The organism is Streptomyces sp. NPDC033221 (genome assembly GCF_055577005.1).
Map to the genome: position 1 here is coordinate 80,846 of NZ_JBVIQN010000008.1, position 21,034 is coordinate 101,879.

Genomic DNA, 21,034 nt, shown 5'->3' on the forward strand with positions numbered 1-21,034 from the left:
CCCCCTACGCCCTCACTGCTGGGTGCTGCAATTTTTTTCCAGCTTCTGCTGCTCCTCTGAGGGGGGCGTCTGGCTGGTGGTGGGTGTGGGCGTCGGGGCCGCCGGCTTCCCGGGCTTGCCCTTGTTCTTGCGGGCCTCTTCCTCGGCCTTCTTACGGTCCTCCGCCGCCTTGCGCTCCGCCGCTTCCCGCTGTTCCTTCGACTGACAGGCGTTGGCCTGCTTGCCCAGCTCGGAGACCTTGTCGATCGCCTGGTTGCGGCTGTCGACGGCGATGGTCTCCTTGACCTGGTTGCGCTGGTAGACGGGAAGGTACTTGAGTTCGATCTCCGGGTGGTCCTCGTCGACGTTGTTGAGCTTGATCCAGGCGAGGTCCTGGCTGATGCCCTGGTACAGCGCGACGTGGTCGTCCTTGGCGCCGACGAAGTACTGCGTCTGCGTCCAGCGGTAGCCCGCGTACAGGCCGCCGCCGACGACGGCCAGCGCCAGCACGATGATCAGCGACCGTTTGATCCACCGGCCCCGGCCGCGCTCCGGCTTGAGGAACTCCTCGTCCGTGAACGCGCCGAACGAGCCCTGCGGCGGGCCCGCGAGGTCGTTGTCGCCGCTGCCCGGCGGGCCGAAGGCGCCGCCCGGCGCGGCCTGCGGCGCGTCCCGGTGGCGGCCCAGTTCGGCGGCGCGGGCGGCCGGCGTCTGCATCGTGCTGGGGTCGCTGAGCTGGTTCTGGTTCTCGGCGACCGCGCCGACGACGACGGGGGTGTCGTTGAGGTGGCCCGCGAGGGTGTCACCGGCGTCGACGTCCAGTACGTCGGCGACGATGCAGGTGATGTTGTCCGGGCCGCCGCCGCGCAGCGCCAGCTGGATCAGTTCCTGCACGGTCTCGTGCGGGCCCTGGTAGCTGGCGAGGGTGTCCTCCATGGTCTGGTGGCTGACCACGCCGGACAGGCCGTCCGAGCAGATCAGGTAGCGGTCGCCGGCCCGTACCTCGCGGATGGACAGGTCGGGCTCGACGTGGTCGCCGCTGCCCAGCGCGCGCATCAGCAGGGAGCGCTGCGGGTGGGTGGTGGCTTCCTCCTCGGTGATCCGGCCCTCGTCGACGAGCCGCTGCACCCAGGTGTGGTCCTGCGTGATCTGCGTCAGGACGCCGTCGCGCAGCAGGTACGCGCGGGAGTCGCCGACGTGGACGAGGCCGAGCCGCTGCCCGGTCCACAGCAGGGCGGTCAGGGTGGTGCCCATGCCCTCCAGCTGCGGGTCCTCCTCGACCATGACGCGCAGCTGGTCGTTGGCGCGCTGGACGGCCGTACCGAGGGAGGTGAGGATGTCGGAGCCGGGGACGTCGTCGTCGAGCTGGACGAGGGTGGAGATCACCTCGGAGGAGGCGACCTCGCCCGCGGCCTGGCCGCCCATGCCGTCGGCGATGGCGAGCAGGCGCGGGCCGGCGTAGCCGGAGTCCTCGTTGCCCTCCCGGATCATGCCCTTGTGCGATCCGGCGGCGAAGCGCAGTGACAGACTCATACGCACCTCGCCCGTCGGCTCGGGGTACATCCGCACGGTGCCCACCCTCCGGTCGGGAGCACGCTCGGGTCCGTCGAGTGGACCGCCGCGGCGTGCTCGCGCCGCTCGCGCTCATTCATGACGTAGCACTACTTCCGCAGCTCGATGACGGTCTTGCCGATGCGGATCGGGGCTCCCAGCGGAATCGGTGTCGGGGTCGTCAGTCGGGTCCGGTCGAGATACGTGCCGTTGGTGGACCCGAGATCCTCGACGATCCACTGGCCGTCACGGTCCGGGTAGATCCTGGCATGCCGGCTGGAGGCGTAATCGTCGTCCAGCACGATCGTGGAGTCGTGCGCGCGTCCCAGGGAGATGGTCTGGCCCTGGAGGGCGACGGTCGTACCCGTCAACGTGCCCTCGGAGACCACCAGCTTCGTGGGGGCGCCGCGGCGCTGACGGTTGTTGCCGCGACCGCTGTCCTGGCGGCGCTGCGGCGGCGGAGCGGCCTGCTGGCGCTGCTGCGAACGCGCCTCCTGGCCGCCGCGCCGGGCGGCGCCGCGCTGCGTGACACGCGTGCCGAACAGATCGCTGCGGATGACCTGAACGGCCACGATGACGAACAGCCACAGTACGGCGAGGAAACCCAACCGCATGACCGTGAGGGTCAGCTCTGACATTGCCCCCGCTTCACCCTTCGGCTTGCCGGTAAACGATGGTGGTACTGCCCACGACGATCCGCGAGCCGTCGCGGAGCGTAGCGCGGGTGGTGTGCTGCCCGTCTACCACGATGCCGTTGGTAGAACCCAGGTCCTGGATCGTCGGCGGCGTCCCGACGCGGATCTCGCAGTGCCGCCGGGAGACTCCCGGGTCGTCGATGCGTACGTCGGCGTCGGTGCTGCGGCCGAGGACGAGCGTGGACCGGGAGATCTGGTGGCGGTTGCCGTTGATCTCGATCCAGCGCCGCGTCTGCGCGAACGGCTGCGGCCCGGCGCCGGGCGGGGCCGGCCGGGGGGCCGGCTGGGCGGCTCCGGGCGGCGAGGTGGGCATGGGGGGCGGGCCCACATGACCGCCGGGGCCGGACGGGCTGCTCCTGGGCGCGGTGGGACGCTGGGCCGCGGCGGCGGCACCCGGGGTCTCCTGTGACGTGCTGGAGGCGAGGGTGCGGCTGCGGACGCGGTACAGGCCGGTGTCGAGGTCGTCGGCCTTCTCCAGGTGCACCTTGATGGGGCCCATGAAGGTGTAGCGCTGCTGCTTGGCGTAGTCGCGGACCATGCCGGAGAGCTCGTCTCCGAGCTGGCCGCTGTACGGGCTGAGCCGCTCGTAGTCGGGGGTGCTCAGTTCGACGATGAAGTCGTTGGGGACGACCGTGCGGTCGCGGTTCCAGATGGTGGCGTTGTTGTCGCACTCGCGCTGGAGCGCGCCGGCGATCTCAACGGGCTGCACCTCGGACTTGAACACCTTGGCGAAGGTGCCGTTGACGAGACCTTCGAGACGCTGCTCGAAGCGCTTCAGTACTCCCACGGGGCACCTCCTTCCTCAGTCTTCGTCAGGTCGGTCTTCGACAGGGTCGTCCTGATACTGCTTACTGATCGTATCCACGCGCCGGGAAATCGGCTGGTTCCCCTTTCCCGTCGTGAGGACGAGTGTCGCCCCTCACAAGGTTGCTCACTGCTGCTTGCTGGTGCGTCACTCCGGTGTAACCGCGATGGGGCCGCGGTGCCGCCGTGGCGAAACCTGCTGTGTCACCGGCGACCGGGGCGGGCCCTGGCACCGCGATGGCTTCGCGATGGGACCGCGCCGGCGTTGCGATGGCACTGCGATCGTAGATGTGCCCCACTCACAGTGTCCCGCAACCGCCGGGTTCGCCGACCGGGTGGGGCGGCGCGGCGGAGGCTGACGCGGGCGGGGCCGTCCGGGTGCGGCGAGATCCGGTCAGGGGTGCCGGTGCGTTCCGGTCGGGGGCGCCGGTGTGATCCGGTCGGGGGATTCCCGGGGGAGGTCCGCCGGGTGGAGCGGTGGGGTGAGGGCCGGGCATCGGTCGTGGTGGAGGCCCGGAAGGCCCCCGAAGGTGGTCACGGGCGGGCTCCGGAGAACGGATGTGATTACACCCCTGGCAGCGTGCTAATGTTCTGGATGTCGGAAGGCGCTCGCACAAGACCCGGACGGAACAGCCCGGATCACGTGAGAGAATCGGATGACACACCCAATGCGCGGGTGGCGGAATAGGCAGACGCGCTGGATTCAGGTTCCAGTGCCCGAAAGGGCGTGGGGGTTCAACTCCCCCCTCGCGCACAGATGAGACCCCCGGTCCGGGATTCCCGGACCGGGGGTCTTGCGTTGTTCCCGCGGGTCCTTCGCCACGGCTTCTTCGGGCGGGCCCTGGGGGCCCGGTCCGTCGTCCGAAAGAAGCGGTGAGGGCTACGTCACATCGGTGACGGCCTGGCTGAAGGCGCGGGTGCGCGCGGTCTCGCGGTCCCGGTGCCAGACGAGTCCCAGCGCGGAGTCCGGCAGGCCGGTCACCGGTACGAAAACGAGGTCGCGGCGGCCGTGGTACTCCGCCGTGGGGCGGCAGAGCAGCATCGCGCCGCGGCCGGCGGCGGCCAGGGCCAGGCCCTCCTGGAGGGTGCGGACACCGGGGCCGGGCGGGATGGGGCGGCCGCCGGGGGTGCTGGTGGGGGCCTGGGCGTAGCGCCAGTACTCGGGTGCGGGGCCTTCGACCGCGATGAGGGGCCCGTCGGCGAGGTCCTCCGCGCCGATGGCCGCCCGGGAGGCGAGGGGGTGGCGTACGGAGACGGCGAGCGTCTGCTGCTGCTTGGAGAAGACCGGTCCCAGTACGAGGCCGGGCTCTTCGACGGGCAGCAGGACGACGGCGGCGTCGACCTCGCCGCGGTACACCGGGCCGAACGGGTCCTGGAGAGGTATCTCGACGACCTCGGTGACGCAGCCCGGATGGCGGGTGTGAAAGGTGTCGATGGCCTCCATGACGTGGTCTGCGGCGGTGCCTTGGAAGCCGATGCGCAGCCGGCCCTCGATGCCGCGGGCGGCAGCCACGGCGGCGTCGACCGTGCCGCGCAGGGCGTCGTAGGCGGGCCGCAGAGCGGTCAGGAAGTCCGTACCGAGGGGCGTGAGGCGCACCCGGCGGCTGGTGCGTTCGACGAGGCGGGCGCCGACGCGGCGTTCCAGGGCGCTGACGAGCTGGCTGACGCGGCTCTGGGAGACGTACAGGCGCGCGCCGGTGCGCCCGAAGTGCAGTTCCTCGGCGAGGACGAGGAAACACTCCAGTTCGCGGATCTCCAGGCCGCCGGAGGTGGCGGGCACGGTGTTGCGCTGGGTGGGAGGGGTACTCCGGGTACTCCGGGATGGATGAGCCACGCTCATGGAAGCGTGAGGTGTTCGCCGTTGTTCCCGCGGGCGGCGGCGCATTGGCTGGGGGCCATGACGACGATCGGGGAAACGACGGGCGGCACCGGCTCCGAGCTGCGGCCGGACAGGGGCGGGGGCTGGGCCGCGGTGGGAGCGCTGGCGGCGGCCACGTTCACGGTGGTGACGTCGGAGATGCTGCCGGTGGGGCTGCTGACGCCCATCGGGGGCGCGTTGGGGGTCACGGACGGCGCGGCGGGCCTGACGCTCACGGTGGCCGGCGTGGTCGCGGCGCTGGGGGCGCCGGTGCTCACGCTGGCGGTGGGGCGGGCGGACCGGCGGACCGTGCTGTGCGGCCTGATGGCGACGCTCGCGGCGGCGAACCTGCTGGCCGCGTGGGCACCCGGGTTCGGGGTGCTGCTGGCGGCGCGGGTGCTGGTCGGGCTGGCCATGGGCGGCGTGTGGGCGTTGGCGGCCGGTCTGGCGGTGCGGCTGGTGGCGGCGCGGTCGGTGGCGGCGGCCACGTCATTGATCTTCAGCGGGGTGGCTGCCGCGTCGGTGCTCGGCGTGCCGGCGGGCACCCTGACCGGGCAACTCGGCGGGTGGCGGGCGGCGTTCGTGGTGGTGGGCGTGCTGTCGGCGCTGATCGCCGTGGCGTTGGCCGTACTGCTGCCGCCGCTGCCGGCGGAGGGGGCCGTACGGCTGGACGGGGTACTGCGGCTGTTCCGCGACGCGCGGGTGCGTACCGGGCTGGTGGTGGTGGCGCTGCTGGTGGGCGGGCATTTCGCCGCGTACACGTATGTGCGGCCGGTACTGGAGGAGGTGTCCGGGGTCGGTGCCGGGGTGATCAGCACGCTGCTGCTGGTGTACGGGGTCGCGGGGGTGGCGGGGAACTTCGTGGGCGGCGCGGGGGCGGGGCGGTCGCCGCGCGGCACGTTGGTGGTGATCAGCGCGGTGCTGGCGGGGGCGGTACTGCTGGTGCCCGTCCTGGGGGTGGGCGTGCCGGGGGCGGCGGCGTTGCTGGCGGTGTGGGGACTGGCTTACGGAGGGGTGTCGGTCAGTACGCAGACGTGGCTGATGGCGGTGGCCCCGGAGGCGCGTGAGGCGGCTTCCGCGCTGTTCGTGGGGGTGTTCAACGCGGCGATAGCGCTGGGCGCGTTCGGCGGGGGCCGGGTGGTGGACGGCTGGGGGCTCACCGGGGTGCTGTGGCTCGGGGGTGCGCTGGCTGTGGGGGCGTTGGTGGCGGTGGGGGTGGGGCGGGGGCCTGGGGGAACTAGGGGGGCTTGGGGGATCTGCGGGGGCTAAGGGGTGAGGGGGAAGGGGCTGAGAGATGAGAGATGAGGGGGGTGGCCGGAGCTGCCGGGCGGGGCGCGGCGTGTGGCCCGGCGTGTGGCTCGGCTGCGGGGCGGCGAGCGGCCTGGCGTGTGGGGATCAGCGACTTTCGTCGTGGCAGGCAACGACGAACGGTGACTGTGCCGGCCGGTGGGCTTTTCTTACGCTCAGTACGTGAACAACACGGGGAATGCACAGGTGGCGACTCGGGCGACGGCGGTCCGGGCCGTGGCCGGGCGGGTGTGGCGGCGCCTGGCCCGTCCGGAGCAGTGGCCGCCGTACCGCGTCGTCGGTGAAGCGTTGCTGGCGCTGCTGCTGGGGCTGATCGCGCTCGGCATGGAGAAGCTCAGCGAGAGCGGCGACGCCCGTACGTGGCTGGTGACGGTGACGGTGATGGTGCTCTCGCCGCTGCGCCGGGCCCTGCCCGGCACGGTCCTGATCGTCGCGGCGCCGCTGAGCTGGCTGTGCGCGGGGGTGGCGGCGCTGCTGATCGTGGCGGGCTGGTCGGCCGGGCGCCGGATCGCGGGCAGTGCGCGGGCCTTGGTGGTGTTCGCGGTGGCGCTCGTGCTGAGCATGGCGATGCCCGTGGTCGAGGACTTCCCTCTGGTGTCCCCGGAAAAGCTGATGATCCTGGCGGTGTCCTTCCTGGCGATAGTGGCCATGCCCGGCATCGCGAGCCGCTACTGGTCCCAGCACCGCACCCTGGTGGACACCCTCCACGCGCAACGCACGCAGCTGCTGCGGGAGAACGCGATGATCGCCCGCCAGTCGCGGCTGCGCGAGCGGCAGCGCATCGCGCAGGACATGCACGACAGTCTGGGCCACCAGCTCACGCTGATCGCCGTGCACACGGGTGCGCTGGAGGTGGACTCCGAGCTGAGCGGGCGGCAGCGGGAGGCGGTCGGTGTGCTGCGCGGAGCCTCGGTGGCGGCGATGCGCGAACTGCGTGAGGTGGTGGGCCTGCTGCGGGACGACCACGAGGACGCGGCCGCGGGGCATCCGGCGATCGGCGCGGGCACGGCTCCGGACGCGGGACAGCGCGGGGTGGCTCAGGTGGACGGGCTGGCCGAGGCGTCGCGCGGGGCGGGAGCGCGAATAACCGTCGCCCGGTCGGGGGAGCCGCGCGCGCTGGCGCCGGCCGTCGACCGGGCCGCGTACCGCATCGTGCAGGAGGGGCTGACCAACGCCCACAAGCACGCATCGGGAGCGCCGGTGTCGGTGGCGCTGCGCTACGAACCGGACTCGCTGCTGGTCGAGGTCGTCAACGGACCGGTGCCGCCGGGTGCGGCCGGTGGTCCCGAGGTCAGCGGCGGACAGGGGCTGACGGGGTTGCGGGAGCGGGCCCGGCTGGTCGGCGGCATGGTGCACAGCGGCCCGGTACCGGGCGGTGGTTTCCGGCTCGCCGGGGTGCTGCCGTACGGGCCGGTGACGGTGGCGGCGACCGCCGCGGAGCCGGTACTGCCGGCGCCCGTGACGGAACCGGCCCGGGCGGCCGGCTCCGGGGCCGGGCTGGTGGACCACGGTTCCGGAGGCCCCGTGGTGCGCCCCGGCAAGGACGGCCGGCCGGTCATCGACTGGTCCCGGGTGTATGCGGCGCCGGACACGGCGATGTTCCGCGGGGAGGCGAGGCGCAGCGGATTCGCCATCGGGTGTGGCCTGGCGGCGGGTGTGCTCGTGGTTCTGGGGGTGCTGACCGCCTGGGGGACGGTGCGGCTGTTCAAGGAGATGGAGGAGGGTTCGGTGTCGCCGGGCACCTATGAGCAGTTGACGACCGGCCTGCCGGAGGCTGAGGTGCGCGAGCGGCTGCCGGACGGGTCGTTCCTGTACAGCGGGCTGAACGACCAGGGGCCCGCGAAGCCGGAGGGCGCGCGCTGCGAGACGTTCGCGTCCACGGAGTCGTCCGAGAACTGGGACGAGGAGCGGGCGTTCCGGTTCTGTTTCAGGGACGGGAAGCTGGTGGAGAAGCGGACCTTCCTGGGGAAGGTCTGAGGGCGGCCGGACGGACCGGCGCGTGAATGGGGGGAAAATGGCGCTGTCCGTGGAATCAGCCGACCGAGCCGGTACGGGAGTCCGAGTGATCAGGGTGATCGTCGCTGACGACGAGCCGCTCATCAGAGCCGGTATCCGGATGATCCTCACCTCCGCCCGGGACATCGCGGTCGTGGCGGAGGCGGGGAACGGCAAGGAGGCGGTCGAGGCCGCGCGGAGCCAGGGCGCGGACGTGGTGCTCCTGGACATCCAGATGCCGGTCATGGACGGGCTGACGGCGCTGGCCGAACTGCGCCGGGCGGCACCGTCCGTACGGGCCCTGATCCTGACGACGTTCGGGGAGCGGGAGAACGTCCTGCGGGCGCTGGGCGAGGGAAGCGCGGGCTTCCTGCTGAAGGATTCCGCGCCGGACGAACTGATCCGGGCGGTGCGTGCCGCCGCCGACGGCCATGCCTATATGTCACCGGTGGCGACCCGGCATGTGGCCGATTCGCTGGTGGCGCACGGCAGCGGCTCCGGCGGCGAGACCGGCGCGACCCGCACGGCACGGCGCGTGGCGGAGGCCAGGCGGCGGCTGGCCGTCCTGACGGAACGGGAGATGGAGGTGCTGTCCCTGCTCGGCGAAGGGCTGTCCAACGCCGATGCGGGTGAGCGGATCCATATGAGCGAGGCGACGGTGAAGACGTACGTCAGCCGGATCCTGGCCAAGCTGGACTGCGAGAACCGGGTGCAGGCGGCCCTGCTCGCCCGCGACGCGGAGCTGGGGGCGTAGCGCCGCCTGGCCCGTCTCGCTCCGACCCGACCCGGCCCGACTCGGGCCTGGGCCGGGCGGGTGCGGGCCGGCGGGTGCGGCCGGTGGGTGCGGCCGGTGGGGTGCCGGGTGCGGTGGGTCAGGCGGCGAGGCGCGCGGCGAGGGCCTTGGCCTTGTCGGCGGCTTCCTGGAAGGCCTTGTCGCGGGAGGTCTCGTACAGCGGTATGAGGTCCTTCATCGCGGGGTTGGTGGGGGCCATCGTCAGCTCGGGGACGATGAAGTCGACCTCCATGCCGAACATGGTGCCGAGTACGGCCTGCAGGTAGTTCTGGACGTAGTCGGAGCCCTCGCGGGGGGTGCCCGGGGCGTACGAACCGCCACGGCTGGTGACGATGGTCAGCGGCTTGCCCTTGAGCGAGGACTCGTCGCCGGCGGTCCGGCCCATGATGATCACGTGGTCCAGCCATGCCTTCAGCGTGGAGGGGATCGTGAAGTTGTACATGGGGGCGCCGATGACGACCGCGTCCGCCTTCTCCAGCTCCTCCACCAGTTCGAGGCGCCGCGCGAATGCGGTCTGCTGCTCGGGGGTGAGGTCGCCCGGGGCGCTGAAGGCGGCGGTGAAGCCGGCGGCCTCCAGGTGCGGCAGCGGGGTGGCGGCGAGGTCGCGGTAGACGACGGTGCCACCGGGGTGCTGCTCCTCCCAGGCCTTGCGGAAAGCGGCGGTGACCGCGCGGGAGGCGGATCCTTCGGCCGGGAACATGGAGGAATCGAGGTGCAGAAGCGTGGCCATGATGCGGTCCTTCGTTCGCGGCCGGTGCGCGGCCCAGGTCTAAGTTCCGTACGTACCTATGTTTAGCACAGTAGCTTACTTTTCCGCGGTACCCAACGTCAGGGCAGTACTCTGGGCGCATGGCGGAGCGCGGCGATGAGACATGCAGGCAGGTGGACACCGGCATGGCGCGGGTCTTCGAGCTGTTCGGCAAGCGATGGACCGGCCTGGTCGTGTCCGTGCTCCTCGACGGCCCGGTGTACTTCGCCGAGCTGCGACGGGCGGTCCCCGGCATCAGTGAACGCATGCTCTCGGACCGGCTCACGGAGCTGTCCGCGGCCGGTCTGGTCCTGCGGGAGGTCGACGGCGGCCCGCCGCTGCGCGTCTCGTACCGCCTGACCGAGGCGGGGCGGGCGCTGGATCCCGCGCTCAAGGAGCTGGCCCGGTGGTCGGCGACGTACCTCGCCGAGGGCGGGCAGTGCCCGGAGCGCTTCCGGAAGTGAACGGGCTTCAGCCGTGGCGTTCCTGCGCGGCGTTGTAGCGCAGCAGGTATGACGCGAATCGGTCCAGGTCCTCTTCGTCCCAGTCGGCGAGCCGCTCGTGGAACGCCTGGCGGCGGCTGGCGGTGACGTTGGCGAGCATCTGCGCGCCCTTGGTGGTGGGGTGCAGCACCTGGACGCGGTGGTCGTCCGGGTCGACGCGGCGCTCCACGAACCCGAGCTTCTCCAGGGCGGAGATCTGGCGGCTGACCGTGGACTTGTCCAGGAGGTAGTGCGCGGCGAGGTCGGTCGCGCGGCATCCCTTCTGGTCGTCGAGGTGCGCCAGCAGCGTGTAGGAGACGAGCGAGAGTTCGGGATGCATACGGGCGGCGGTGGCGCGTGCCCGGCGGGCGAACGCGGTCATCTCCTGCTGGATGGTCTCGACGGATTCGTCTCTGCGGGCCACGGGGCTTGCCTTTCGTTGAAGTAGTTGTATAGTACAACGTGAAATGAGAGTTGTATAAGCCAACTACTCGAACGTGAGCGACTAGCTTGAGAAGGCACGACGCATGAGTTCGGTCCGACGCCCCGACCACCACCGACCCGACCACCGAGCCGATCTGCGGCACGTCCTGACCCACCTGATCACCCCGTTGCTGATGTGCATCGGGATGGGCCTGGCCTACCTGGGCGCGTTCGCCCACCCCGAGCCGCACCACCTGCCCGTCGCCGTCGTCGGTTCGGGCTCCCAGGCGCAGGTGCTCGCCCAGTCGATCAGCGACAAGGCGCACGGCGGCCTGGACGTACGCACGGTCGGCAGCCGGGCCGAGGCCGTGGACCAGCTGAAGCACCAGGACATCTTCGGCGCGTACGTGATGGACGCGCACGCTTCCGAAGGCGGCGCACCGGCCGGCAAGAGCGACGGCGCGTCGACGGGTAAGAGCGACGGCGCACCGGCCGCGAAGAAGGACGGCGCGTCGGCGGGCAAGGGTGGCGGCGCTTCGGCCGGGGCCAAGAACGATGCCGCGTCGGCCGCCGCCAAGGGCAGCGGCGCTTCGCAAGCCGCCCCGGCGGCCAACGGCGGCGGGGCCAAGGCGGCGCCCGAGCTGGTAGTCGCGACGGCCGGCTCCGACACCACGGCGTCCGTCGTGCAGAAGATCTTCACGCCCGTCGCGGCCCAGCAGGGCGCGCCGCTCAAGGTCACCGACGTCGCTCCGCCGGCCGAGGACGACCCGACGGGCCAGGGTCTCTTCTTCCTGATGGTCGCGATCAGCATCGGCTCGTACGCCTCGGTCGCGGTGATCGGCGGCGCCGGAGCCGTGCTGCCGATCCGGCTGCGCGCGGCGCTGGCGGTCGGTACCTCCTTCGTGGTCAGCATCCTCGGGACGCTCTTCGCCGGGCCGGTCTTCCACCTCGTCGACCACGGGCTGTGGGGGCTGTGGAGCATGGCCTGGCTGTACTCGGCGGGCATCCTGCTTATCGGCACCGGGCTGCACACGTTCCTCAAGCGCTGGACCACGCTGGGTGTGATGGCGCTGTTCGTGATGCTCAACTTCACCTCGGCGGGCGGTGTCTTCCGCCCCGAGCTGCAGAACGGTTTCTTCGCTTCCCTCCACGCGTTCTGGAACGGCGCCGGCTTCGTCGAGGGCACCCGCAGCCACGTCTACTTCGACGGCAACGGGCTCGCCGGACACGTCTGGACGCTGGTGCTGTGGCTGGTCGTGGGCTGCCTGATGATCGGCGTGGCGTCGCTGGCCGAGGCACGCCGACGGCGCGCGGCGGCGAACGCGGCACAGAACGCGACGGCCGTGGCCGCTGCCGCCGTGGCCGCCACGGTGCCGGAGCGCCGCCCGGCCCACGCCGCGACGGCCGGTGACCGCACGAGCGCGGAGCAGGCCGAGGCGGCCGAGGAGGAGATGGAAGAGGCGGTCGGAGTCTGATTTCCGGGCAGCCGGAGACGGGCCCGAACCTGAGCGCGAGCCCGAATCTGAACCCGGGCCCGAACCCGAACCCGGCCCGAGCCGGCTCCCGAGCCCGAGCCCGAGCCGGAGGCCTCCGGGACGGGGGCCACACATCCCCACGACTCTGTCACGCAGAGTTATCCACAGGCCCTGCCGCGAGGCGGGGCCTGTCTGTAACGTCGTGCACACGCGGCGGAGACAACGCTCCGGCGGCCGGCTGGTCGACCGATCTCCGCGGACGTTCCGTCGCGGCCGGACGACCGGGTCCGGGGACGGTGCACGGGACGAAGGGGGAGGTGGCGCGCGATGTCGCGATTGCCGTACGTACCGGGGTTCGCGAAGCCTGACGGGCGGGGGCCCGCGCCGAAGGCGGTCGGCAAGGCGCTCCGGGAGCGGGCGCCACGCTCCGCGCACGGCCGGTTCACGCCGGAGGCCGGGCGGCCGGACGCGGTGACGACGGTCGAGGAGTCCAACGCCGGCCGCATCCCGGAACTGGTGCCCATACGGGTCGGGCGGATGGCCGCCGACCCCTTCGCCTTCCTCCGCGGATCCGCCGGCCTGATGGCGTACGACCTGCTGGCCACACCGGTGACCGGCATCGGCGCACAGATATGCGGTGACGCGCACGCGGCCAACTTCGGCCTCTACGCCGACGCCCGCGGCAAGCTGGTGATGGATCTCAACGACTTCGACGAGACGCTGCACGGGCCTTGGGAGTGGGACCTGAAACGGCTTGTCGCCTCGCTGGTGCTGGCCGGACGGGAGGCCGGTGCGAGCGAGGAGCAGTGCCGGGAGGCGGCGCGGGATGCGGCCGGCGCGTACCGGCGCACGATGCGGCTGCTGGCGGGTATGTCGGCCGCCGACGCCTGGAACGCGATAGCCGACGAGGCACTGGTCTCCCACGCGGACGCCCGGGACCTGCTGGGCACGCTGGAGCGGGTGGTGGCCAAGGCCCGGAAGAACACCAGCGCGCGGTTCGCGGCGAAGTCGACGGAGGAGATACCCGGCGGCGGAAGGAGGTTCGTGGCCGCCCCGCCCGTACTGCGGCGCATACCGGACGCGGAGGCCGCCGCGGTCGTCACCTCACTCGCGGGCTATCTGGAAACGCTGCCGGAGGACCGACTGCCGCTGCTGGCCAGGTATGAGGTCCAAGACGTGGCCTTCCGAGTGGTGGGCACGGGCAGTGTGGGCCTGCGCTCGTACGTGGTGCTGCTGCAGGACCACCGCGGCGAGCCACTGGTGCTCCAGGTGAAGGAGGCACGCACCTCAGCGCTGACGCCGTACGTGGAAAAGGCCGGCTTCCCCGTCCCGGCGGCGGCGCACGAGGGCCGGCGAATAGTGCACGGACAGCGCCATATGCAGGTGGTCAGCGACAGCCTGCTGGGCTGGACGACGGTGTACGAGCCGCGGGCGGCGAGCGGCGGGAGCAACACGAGCAGGGGGGCTGGCGCGAGCATTGGGGGCGACGCGAGCGTTGGGGCTGGAGGGGCTGGAGGGGCTGGAGGGGCTGGAGGGGCTGGAGGGAGCGTGCGGAGCGGCCGGAGCGGTGGGGCTGGCGAGGGCGGCCGGAGCGGTGAGGTCGGCGGGAGTGGCGGGGGCGGCGGGAGCGCGGGGGCTGGCCGGAGTGACGGGGGCGGCCGGGCCGGTGGGAGCGGCTGGAGTGGCCACTCAGGCCGGAGCGTGGGGGCGGGGGAGGGGGCGGGGGCGGGGAGGCCCCACCAGGTGCGGCAGTTCCGAAACCGTAAAGGCAGCGTTGACCCCGCCGCCCTCGCGGGCGATCAGATCGATGACTACGCGCGGATGACGGGCGCGTTGCTGGCCCGGGCGCATGCCCACAGTGCCGATCCGCGCGTGGTGGCGGGGTACTGCGGCAAGAGCGACGCGTTGGACGAGGCGCTGGCCGGTTTCGCGGTGGCCTACGCGGACCGTATGGAAGCGGATCACGCGGAGTTGGTCGCGGCGATCAGTAAGGGACGGATAGCCGCGGAGACGGGAGTCTGAGCGGGGCCGGGACGGGCCGTAGGGTGGCCGGGTGACGAACTCGCAGGCGGAGAACTCGCAGGACGGCCAGGACGCACACGCTGACCATGGGGCCGCGAGCCATGGCGCTCACGACTCCCGGGAAGGGCACCCGACCCACTCCGAGGGCCTGGCCCACCCGCAGGACCCGGCCCAGCCCCAGGAGCCGGCCCACCCGCAGGACCCGGCCCAGCCCCAGGAGCCGGCCCACCCGCAGGATCCGAGCCAACCCCAGCCCCAGGACCCGAGCCACCCCCAGGATCCAGCCCACGCCCAGGGCTCCCCCCACGCCCAGGGCTCGGCCGAAGGCTCGCGTGAGGCTTCGACGCGGCGGCTGGCGCGGGCGGTGGAGGCTGCTGAGCAGGCGCTGATCGAGTTCGAGATCGCGGTGGAGACCTTCCGGGTGGAGGTGGAGAACTTTTCCCGGCTGCACCATCAGCGGCTCGGCCCCATGTACGCGCGGCTGGACGAGCTGGACGCCCGTATCGCCGAGGCGATCGCCGCTCGTACGGGCGACCCCGAGGACGTGCGCAAGGCCCGGGAGGCGCGGGCGTCGGTGTTGCCGATGCCCGATGTCGAGGAGCTGTTCCAGGGGTGGATGGGCTCCGAGGGGTTGTATCCGGAGGCCGAGGCGATGCTCAACGAGCAGTCGGTACGGCCGCCGCAGAAGGTGCGGCCGAGCGAGGAGGCCCGCCGGGTCTACCGTGATCTGGTCCGCAAGGCCCACCCCGACCTGGCGCGCGACGAGGCCGAACGGGGCCGCCGGGACGCCTTCATCGCCCGGGTCAACGCCGCGTACGGAGCCGGGGACGAAGCCGCGCTGCGCGAGCTGGCCCGTGAGTGGGAGGCCGGACCCGTGCCGCAGGAGCAGCGGCCGAGCGAGAGCGAGGAGCTGTACGCGCGGCTGGAGTGGCTCGCGGCGCGCAAGGAGATGCTCGCGGCGGCCGCCGCCGAGCTGGAGGACAGTGCGATCGGCGCGATGATCAAGATGGCGCCCGAGGACCCGGACGCGCTGCTGGAGGAGATCGCCGAGAAGCTGCTCGCGGACGTCGCAGAGCGCGAGGCGTACCTGGCGCAGCTGGTCGGGTAGCGTCGGGGTCATGCACTTCGCTTCTCTGCCCACGGTCGGTGTCGACGCTCTGACGTCCGAGGACTTCCTTCTGGACGTACGCGAGAACGACGAGTGGGAGGCCGGGCACGCCGAAGGCGCGCTGCACATCCCGATGAGCGAGTTCGTCGGCCGGTACGGCGAGTTGACGGAGCAGGCGCCCGACGGTGGCAAGGTTTACGTGTTGTGCCGGGTCGGCGGCCGGTCCGCGCAGGTTGCCCAGTACCTGATCCAGCAGGGCATCGACGCGGTGAACGTCGACGGCGGCATGCAGGCCTGGGAGGCCGTCGGCCGCCCGGTCAAGGACAGCAAGGGGCAGCCCGGAACGGTCATCTGACCGGCTGCGCTCAATCGATCGCCCCTACGCCCCAGTCGCCCCCTTCGCCTCGGTCCCTCTGGTCGACTGAGGCCGCTTCGGGCCCAGGCGTGGGCAGCGAGCGCTCAGCCGCAGGCGTGGACGGCCAGCGCGCGGGACTCAGCGCTCAGCCGAGGGCGTGGACGGCCAGCGCGCGGGGCTCAGCGCTCAGCCGAGGGCGTGGGCAGCCAGCAGGTCGCCCAAAGCTTCCTCGTGTGCGGCGGCCGGGCCGAGGGAGAGTTCGAGCTGTTTCGCCCAGGCGTGGTACCGGTGCAGTGCGTAATCCGTGTCCGCACCGAAGCCGCCGTGGAGGTGCTGCGCGGTCTGTACGACGCGGCGCACACCTTCCGAGGCCCAGATCTTGGCCACCGCAACGTCTCCCGCGGGTGGCAGCGCACCGTTCGCGGGGCTGCTGATGCGCCATGCGGCCTGCCAGAGGGTGGCTTCCATGGCGCGTAGGTCGATGTAGCGGTCGGCGGCCTGGACGGCGACTGCCTGGAAGGTGGCGACGGGGAAGCCGAACTGTTCGCGCTTCGCCGTGTACGCGCTGGTCATGGCCAGTACGGCTTGGCCGAGGCCGAGTGCCAGCGCGCACGTGCCGGTGGTGAGAACGTTGCGCAGCCACTCCCAGGCCCCGGGGTCGGTGATCACTTCTTCGGCGGGCACCCGTACGGATTCCAGGTGGACTTCCGCGTGCCGTTCGCCGCTGGTGGAGACTTGGTCGCAGAGCCGGACACCGTCCTGGAGGCGGGGTACGAGGGCGAGTACGGCGGTTCCGTCGCCGGTGTGGGCGGGGATGACGATGCGGTCGGCGTTCTGTGCCCAGGGGACGGCGGTCTGGACGCCGTCCAGAGCCCAACCGGCGTCTTCCTGACGGGCGGTGACGGCCAGTTCGGCGGGGTCATGACCCGTGCGTCCGTTGGCGGCGACGGTGAGGACCAGCTCACCGCGCCCGGCCCGGGGCAGTACGTCGGCACGCAGCGCGGCATCGGCGTATGTCTGGACCGCTAGGGCCGCGACGCTGTTCTCCAGCAGCGGTACGCGGGCGAGCACCTTGGCGGACTCGCGCAGCACCAGGCAGAGCGCGATCGGGTCCAGTCCGGCGCCGTCGTACTCGGGCGCGATCAGCAGGCTCAGCAGGTCGGCGCCGGCCAGCTTGCGCCACAGAGGGCGGTCGAAGTCGTCGGCCACGGCTCCGGCGGTGAGCGCGGGGCTCGGCACACTGTCGGGAACCACGTCCGCGAAGACGGCCCGGGCCGCCTCTACGGCCGCCTGCTGCTCCTCGGTGAAGGTGAAGTCCACTGGCCTGTCCTCCCGCGTGCCCGCACGGCGACTATCTGATGGGGCGTCAAGTTAGAACAGGTTGCAGGAATTGTGAATGGGGTCAGCGGTCGAAGTCCAGCTCGACCTCCTCCGTCACAGGGCGCGACTGGCAGGCCAGTACATATCCCGACGCGACTTCCTCGTCCTCCAGGGCGTAGTTGCGGTCCATCCGAACCTCCCCCGACACTAGGAACGCGCGACAGGTACCGCAGACGCCCCCCTTGCAGGCGTACGGGGCATCCGCGCGGTTGCGCAGCACGGCCTCCAGCAGCGATTCGCCGTCCGATACCGGCCAGCTGCCCGCCCGGCCGTCCAAGGTCGCGGTCACGGTGCTGTGCACGGGGGTGCGGAGGGGCGCGGGGCTGCCCGGGGGAGAGGCGTAGCTGCCCACTGCCGTGGCGTCCATGGTGCCCGTGCCGGCGGTGCCCTGCGCAGCGGCGCCTGCGAGGGCAGCCTCCGCGGGGGTGGGCTCGGATATGTGGAAGATCTCTTCATGGATGCGGTTACGGGGGACCTGGAGGGAGCGCAGGGCCCGCTCCGCGGCCTGAACGAGGCCGTACGGGCCGCACAGATACCAGCCGTCGACAGACTCCGCCGGCAGGAGTGCGGGCAGCAGCTCCCGCAGCCGTTGTTCGTCCAGGCGGCCGGAGGGCAGGCCCGACTGCTGGTCCTCGCGGGAGAGGACCGGGACGAGCTGGAAACGGTCCGGAAAGCGGTCCTTGAGGTCGGCGACCTCCTCCAGGAACATCGTGGACGCCGCCGTGCGGTCGCTGCGGATCAGGCAAAAGCGGGCGTCCGGCCGACGGGTCAGCAGCGTCGCGGCGATGGACAGCACCGGGGTGATGCCGCTGCCGCCGACAATGCCGACGAAGTGACCGGGGCGGGGCTCCAGCACGAACCGCCCGGCCGGTGCCATGACGTCGACGGTGTCACCGACGGTCAGTTCCTTGAGCGCATAGGTGGAGAACTCGCCGTCCTCGACCAGCCGGATGCCCACCCGCAGCGCGGGTTCGTCCGACGCCGGAGTGCAGATCGAGTACGTACGGCGGATCTCCCGGCCGTCCACCGTGCGGCGCACCGCGATGTGCTGGCCCGGTAGGTGCCGGAAGGTCTCGCACAGCTCGGGCGGGACCTGGAAGGTGACGGCGACGGAGTCGTCCGTGAGCCGCTCGATCTCCGCGACCCGGAGCGGGTGGAACATCACAACTCCTTGAAGTGGTCGAACGGTTCACGGCAGGACTCGCAACGGCGCAGTGCCTTGCAGGCGGTGGAGGAGAAACGGCTGAGCAGGGTGGTGTCGGTCGATTCGCAGTGCGGGCAGCGGATCGCCAGGGCCACCGGTACGGGGCCGCCGGCCGGGCCGGTGGGACGCGGCGGGGCTATGCCGAACTCGGACAGTTTCCGGCGGCCTTCTGCCGTGATCGCGTCGGTCGTCCAGGGCGGGCTGAGGACCGTACGCACCTCGACCTGGGGGATGCCGTTCTCCTGGAGAACGCGCTCTATGTCGGCGGACATGGCCTCGATGGCGGGGCAGCCCGTGTACGTCGGGGTCAGGTCGACCTCCACCTGGCCGGGGCCGGTCAGCCGCAGGCCGCGCAGCACGCCCAGTTCGGCCAGCGTCACGACCGGCAGCTCCGGGTCCGGGACGGAGCCGGCCAGTTCGCGCAGCCGCTCTTCGAGGGGGGTGGTCACCATGTCGCCCCCGGGTGGCTGCGATGCAGGTGCTGCATCTCGGCGAGCATCCGGCCGAACGGCTCGGTGTGCAGCCCCTGGCGGCCGGCCCCCGCGGTCCAGGCGCCGCGGCTCGGGCCCTGGGGGGCGGTGAGGGTGGCGCGCGTCAGGACGGTTTCGATGCGTGTGGCCCAGGCGTCGTGGAGGGCCGGCAGGTCGAGGTCCAGGCCCGGCACGGGTTCGAAGAGCTCGCCGGTGAAGCGCCACAGGGCGTCCAGGCCGCGTTGTATGCGCTGGTGGCTCTGCTCGGTGCCGTCTCCGAGGCGGAGGGTCCACTGCTCGGCGTGGTCACGGTGGTACGCGACCTCCTTTACCGCCTTCGCAGCCAGGGGGGCCAGGGGGCCGTCGTCGGTGGCCAGTTGCCCGTACAGCAGCTCCTGGTAGGTGGAGAAGTAGAGCTGGCGGGCGATGGTGTGGGCGAAGTCGCCGTTGGGCTGCTCGACGAGCTGGCAGTTGCGGAAGGAGCGTTCCTCGCGGAGGTAGGCCAGTTCGTCCTCGTCCCCGGCGAGGGAGAGCAGGACGCGGGCCTGGCCGAGGAGGTCCAGCGCGATGTTGGCGAGGGCCACTTCCTCTTCGAGGACGGGGGCGTGTCCGGCCCACTCCCCCAGCCGGTGGGACAGGATCAGGGCGTCGTCACCGAGGGCCAGGGCGGGGGCAGCGGCAGCGACGTCCCGGGCGAGGGAGCCCGCGGGGGCGGGAGCCGCGGTGGTGGCGTCGGCGGTGGACGGTTCCGGGGCGGTCGGCTCCGAGGCGGTGGGTACGGGCTTCACAGGTGCTGCACCCCGTCCGGGATCTCGTAGAAGGTCGGGTGGCGGTAGGGCTTGTCGGCGGCCGGCTCGAAGAAGGAGTCCTTCTCGTCCGGGGAGGAGGCGGAGATCGCGGCGGACGGGACCACCCAGATCGAGACGCCTTCCGAGCGGCGGGTGTAGAGATCGCGGGCGTTGCGCAGAGCCATCTCGGCGTCCGGGGCGTGCAGGCTGCCTGCGTGGGTGTGGGACAGGCCGCGCCGACTGCGCACGAAAACCTCCCACAGCGGCCAGTCGGCGGCCCGTGCGGAGGCCGCTATCGGCGCGCTGCTCTGGGGGGCGGTGCGCGCGCTGCTCCCTGGGACGTTGCCGACTGCGTCACTGCCAGCCCCCACCCGGCCACCCGCCCCCGCCCGGCCCTCGGGACCCCCCAACGCTGCCTGGCTCTCCGCTCCTCCGCGGCCTTCTGCACCCGTCATGGTCATCGGGTCCCCTCCCCGCGCTTGGCCGCGTACGCCGCGGCGGCGTCGCGTACCCAGGCGCCGTCCTCGTGGGCGCGGCGCCGTTGGCTGATCCGCTGGTCGTTGCAGGGGCCGTTGCCCTTGAGCACCTCGCGGAACTCGTCCCAGTCGATGGGCCCGAAGTCCCAGTGACCGCGCTGTTCGTTCCACGTCAGGTCGGGGTCCGGGAGGGTGAGGCCGAGCGATTCGGCCTGCGGTACGCAGATGTCCACGAAGCGCTGGCGCAGTTCGTCGTTGGAGTGCCGTTTGATCTTCCAGGCCATGGACCGGGCCGAGTGTGCCGACTCGTCGTCGGGCGGGCCGAACATCATCAGCGACGGCCACCACCACCGGTCCACCGCGTCCTGCGCCATGGCGTGCTGGGCTTCGGTGCCGCGGCTCAGGGCCAGCAGCAGTTCGTAACCCTGGCGCTGGTGGAAGGACTCCTCCTTGCAGACGCGGACCATGGCGCGGGCGTACGGGCCGTACGAACAGCGGCAGAGCGGGACCTGGTTCGTGATCGCGGCGCCGTCCACCAACCAGCCGATGGCGCCGACGTCGGCCCAGGTCAGGGTGGGGTAGTTGAAGATGGACGAGTACTTCTGGCGGCCTTGGTGCAACTTGTCGAGCAGCTCGTCGCGGCTCGTGCCGAGAGTTTCGGCGGCGCTGTAGAGATACAGGCCGTGACCCGCCTCGTCCTGCACCTTCGCCATCAGGATCGCCTTGCGGCGCAACGACGGGGCCCGGGTGATCCAGTTCGCCTCCGGCTGCATACCGATGATCTCGGAGTGCGCGTGCTGCGCTATCTGGCGCACCAGTGATGAGCGGTAGGCGTCCGGCATCCAGTCACGTGGCTCGATGCGCTCGTCCGCGGCCACGGCCGCGTCGAAGCCGGCCTCCAAGGCCGCGAGGGACTCCGTGCCCGGCGCGATCGTCGTCATGTGATCCCCCTAGCTCCCGACCGACCGATCGTTCGGTTCAATGGTGTGGCTCGAACAGGCGGGGTGTCAAGCCTGTGGATAACTCGGGGGAGGGTGTGCCGTGTGGGGCTGCCTAGGTACGGTTCCGGGGCGGTGGAAAGCCGCTCGGTAACTGGGAACGGGGCAGGAATGCAGCAATA

The 21,034-nt window shown here is 71.8% G+C and carries 20 protein-coding genes and 1 tRNA gene; 9 read left to right on the top strand and 12 right to left on the bottom strand.

Annotated elements, in window-relative coordinates; all coding sequences use genetic code 11:
* Positions 1–12 precede the first annotated feature (12 nt).
* The 3 genes from ACZ53K_RS12770 to ACZ53K_RS12780 form a co-directional block, all read right to left on the bottom strand.
* Positions 13–1,512: a Stp1/IreP family PP2C-type Ser/Thr phosphatase gene (locus tag ACZ53K_RS12770; protein WP_468834704.1), complete on the bottom strand. Its 1,500-nt coding sequence runs from the start codon at positions 1,510–1,512 to the stop codon at positions 13–15.
* A gap of 128 nt (positions 1,513–1,640) precedes the next feature.
* Positions 1,641–2,168 (bottom strand): FHA domain-containing protein FhaB/FipA, encoded by a 528-nt coding sequence (locus ACZ53K_RS12775; RefSeq protein WP_468834705.1) that lies wholly within the window; start codon positions 2,166–2,168, stop codon positions 1,641–1,643.
* 10 nt (positions 2,169–2,178) lie between these two features.
* Positions 2,179–3,012, bottom strand: coding sequence for an FhaA domain-containing protein (locus ACZ53K_RS12780; RefSeq protein WP_468834706.1), 834 nt, complete (start codon positions 3,010–3,012; stop codon positions 2,179–2,181).
* A gap of 687 nt (positions 3,013–3,699) precedes the next feature.
* On the opposite strand from ACZ53K_RS12780, the gene ACZ53K_RS12785 reads away from it, so the two are divergent.
* Positions 3,700–3,783, top strand: a tRNA-Leu gene (locus tag ACZ53K_RS12785).
* Between the two features lie 126 nt (positions 3,784–3,909).
* On the opposite strand, the gene ACZ53K_RS12790 is transcribed toward ACZ53K_RS12785, so the two are convergent.
* Entirely contained in the window at positions 3,910–4,809 is a 900-nt protein-coding gene (locus tag ACZ53K_RS12790) for a LysR family transcriptional regulator (RefSeq protein ID WP_468834709.1), read from the bottom strand.
* Positions 4,810–4,926: 117 nt separating this feature from the next.
* On the opposite strand from ACZ53K_RS12790, the gene ACZ53K_RS12795 reads away from it, so the two are divergent.
* From ACZ53K_RS12795 to ACZ53K_RS12805, 3 genes are all read left to right on the top strand, one after another.
* A complete protein-coding gene (locus tag ACZ53K_RS12795) occupies positions 4,927–6,156 on the top strand; it encodes an MFS transporter (RefSeq protein ID WP_468834711.1) in 1,230 nt (409 codons plus the stop codon).
* Positions 6,157–6,357: 201 nt separating this feature from the next.
* The gene (locus ACZ53K_RS12800; protein ID WP_468834714.1) at positions 6,358–8,172 is read left to right on the top strand and encodes a sensor histidine kinase; all 1,815 of its coding nucleotides are present in this window, start codon (positions 6,358–6,360) and stop codon (positions 8,170–8,172) included.
* 85 nt (positions 8,173–8,257) lie between these two features.
* Entirely contained in the window at positions 8,258–8,944 is a 687-nt protein-coding gene (locus tag ACZ53K_RS12805; RefSeq protein ID WP_468834718.1) for a response regulator transcription factor, read from the top strand.
* 118 nt (positions 8,945–9,062) lie between these two features.
* On the opposite strand, the gene ACZ53K_RS12810 is transcribed toward ACZ53K_RS12805, so the two are convergent.
* Positions 9,063–9,713: an FMN-dependent NADH-azoreductase gene (locus ACZ53K_RS12810; RefSeq protein ID WP_468834721.1), complete on the bottom strand. Its 651-nt coding sequence runs from the start codon at positions 9,711–9,713 to the stop codon at positions 9,063–9,065.
* A 119-nt stretch (positions 9,714–9,832) separates the two neighbouring features.
* On the opposite strand from ACZ53K_RS12810, the gene ACZ53K_RS12815 reads away from it, so the two are divergent.
* A complete protein-coding gene (locus ACZ53K_RS12815; RefSeq protein ID WP_468834723.1) occupies positions 9,833–10,195 on the top strand; it encodes a winged helix-turn-helix transcriptional regulator in 363 nt (120 codons plus the stop codon).
* Positions 10,196–10,202: 7 nt separating this feature from the next.
* Here the strand turns inward: ACZ53K_RS12815 and ACZ53K_RS12820 are convergent, their stop codons facing one another.
* Positions 10,203–10,637, bottom strand: coding sequence for a MarR family winged helix-turn-helix transcriptional regulator (locus ACZ53K_RS12820; RefSeq protein ID WP_468834725.1), 435 nt, complete (start codon positions 10,635–10,637; stop codon positions 10,203–10,205).
* Between the two features lie 103 nt (positions 10,638–10,740).
* Between ACZ53K_RS12820 and ACZ53K_RS12825 the strand changes: the two genes are divergently transcribed.
* The 4 genes from ACZ53K_RS12825 (at position 10,741) to ACZ53K_RS12840 (ending at position 15,596) form a co-directional block, all read left to right on the top strand.
* Positions 10,741–12,111, top strand: a complete 1,371-nt coding sequence (locus ACZ53K_RS12825; protein WP_468834727.1) for an ABC transporter permease — start codon at positions 10,741–10,743, stop codon at positions 12,109–12,111.
* A 327-nt stretch (positions 12,112–12,438) separates the two neighbouring features.
* Entirely contained in the window at positions 12,439–14,133 is a 1,695-nt protein-coding gene (locus ACZ53K_RS12830) for a DUF2252 domain-containing protein (RefSeq protein WP_468834729.1), read from the top strand.
* A gap of 148 nt (positions 14,134–14,281) precedes the next feature.
* Positions 14,282–15,241, top strand: a complete 960-nt coding sequence (locus ACZ53K_RS12835; RefSeq protein ID WP_468835241.1) for a J domain-containing protein — start codon at positions 14,282–14,284, stop codon at positions 15,239–15,241.
* Between the two features lie 10 nt (positions 15,242–15,251).
* Positions 15,252–15,596, top strand: coding sequence for a rhodanese-like domain-containing protein (locus ACZ53K_RS12840; protein WP_468834731.1), 345 nt, complete (start codon positions 15,252–15,254; stop codon positions 15,594–15,596).
* A gap of 186 nt (positions 15,597–15,782) precedes the next feature.
* Here ACZ53K_RS12840 and ACZ53K_RS12845 read toward each other — a convergent pair whose 3' ends face one another.
* The 6 genes from ACZ53K_RS12845 to paaA form a co-directional block, all read right to left on the bottom strand.
* Positions 15,783–16,916, bottom strand: a complete 1,134-nt coding sequence (locus ACZ53K_RS12845) for an acyl-CoA dehydrogenase family protein (RefSeq protein WP_468834733.1) — start codon at positions 16,914–16,916, stop codon at positions 15,783–15,785.
* Between the two features lie 82 nt (positions 16,917–16,998).
* Positions 16,999–18,138 (bottom strand): 2Fe-2S iron-sulfur cluster-binding protein, encoded by a 1,140-nt coding sequence (locus ACZ53K_RS12850; protein WP_468834735.1) that lies wholly within the window; start codon positions 18,136–18,138, stop codon positions 16,999–17,001.
* A complete protein-coding gene (paaD, locus tag ACZ53K_RS12855) occupies positions 18,138–18,632 on the bottom strand; it encodes a 1,2-phenylacetyl-CoA epoxidase subunit PaaD (protein WP_468834737.1) in 495 nt (164 codons plus the stop codon). Before paaD ends, ACZ53K_RS12850 begins: the two co-directional genes overlap by 1 nt.
* Positions 18,626–19,438 carry a 1,2-phenylacetyl-CoA epoxidase subunit PaaC gene (gene paaC / locus ACZ53K_RS12860; RefSeq protein WP_468834739.1) on the bottom strand — a complete coding sequence of 271 codons (813 nt, stop codon included), beginning with the start codon at positions 19,436–19,438 and terminating at the stop codon, positions 18,626–18,628. The genes paaD and paaC overlap by 7 nt, the downstream gene beginning before the upstream one ends.
* Positions 19,435–19,734 (bottom strand): 1,2-phenylacetyl-CoA epoxidase subunit PaaB, encoded by a 300-nt coding sequence (paaB, locus tag ACZ53K_RS12865; protein ID WP_468835243.1) that lies wholly within the window; start codon positions 19,732–19,734, stop codon positions 19,435–19,437. The genes paaC and paaB overlap by 4 nt, the downstream gene beginning before the upstream one ends.
* 161 nt (positions 19,735–19,895) lie before the next feature.
* Positions 19,896–20,855, bottom strand: coding sequence for a 1,2-phenylacetyl-CoA epoxidase subunit PaaA (gene paaA, locus ACZ53K_RS12870; protein WP_468834740.1), 960 nt, complete (start codon positions 20,853–20,855; stop codon positions 19,896–19,898).
* Positions 20,856–21,034 lie beyond the last annotated feature (179 nt).

Bases quoted from the DNA above. Each gene is read 5' to 3' on its own strand.
- ACZ53K_RS12810 (WP_468834721.1), bottom strand. From the start codon at position 9,713: ATGGCCACGCTTCTGCACCTCGATTCCTCCATGTTCCCGGCCGAAGGA.
- ACZ53K_RS12815 (WP_468834723.1), top strand. From the start codon at position 9,833: ATGGCGGAGCGCGGCGATGAGACATGCAGGCAGGTGGACACCGGCATG.
- paaA (WP_468834740.1), bottom strand. From the start codon at position 20,855: ATGACGACGATCGCGCCGGGCACGGAGTCCCTCGCGGCCTTGGAGGCC.
- ACZ53K_RS12770 (WP_468834704.1), bottom strand. From the start codon at position 1,512: ATGAGTCTGTCACTGCGCTTCGCCGCCGGATCGCACAAGGGCATGATC.
- ACZ53K_RS12825 (WP_468834727.1), top strand. From the start codon at position 10,741: ATGAGTTCGGTCCGACGCCCCGACCACCACCGACCCGACCACCGAGCC.
- ACZ53K_RS12795 (WP_468834711.1), top strand. From the start codon at position 4,927: ATGACGACGATCGGGGAAACGACGGGCGGCACCGGCTCCGAGCTGCGG.
- ACZ53K_RS12850 (WP_468834735.1), bottom strand. From the start codon at position 18,138: ATGTTCCACCCGCTCCGGGTCGCGGAGATCGAGCGGCTCACGGACGAC.
- paaD (WP_468834737.1), bottom strand. From the start codon at position 18,632: ATGGTGACCACCCCCCTCGAAGAGCGGCTGCGCGAACTGGCCGGCTCC.
- ACZ53K_RS12830 (WP_468834729.1), top strand. From the start codon at position 12,439: ATGTCGCGATTGCCGTACGTACCGGGGTTCGCGAAGCCTGACGGGCGG.
- ACZ53K_RS12840 (WP_468834731.1), top strand. From the start codon at position 15,252: ATGCACTTCGCTTCTCTGCCCACGGTCGGTGTCGACGCTCTGACGTCC.
- ACZ53K_RS12775 (WP_468834705.1), bottom strand. From the start codon at position 2,168: ATGTCAGAGCTGACCCTCACGGTCATGCGGTTGGGTTTCCTCGCCGTA.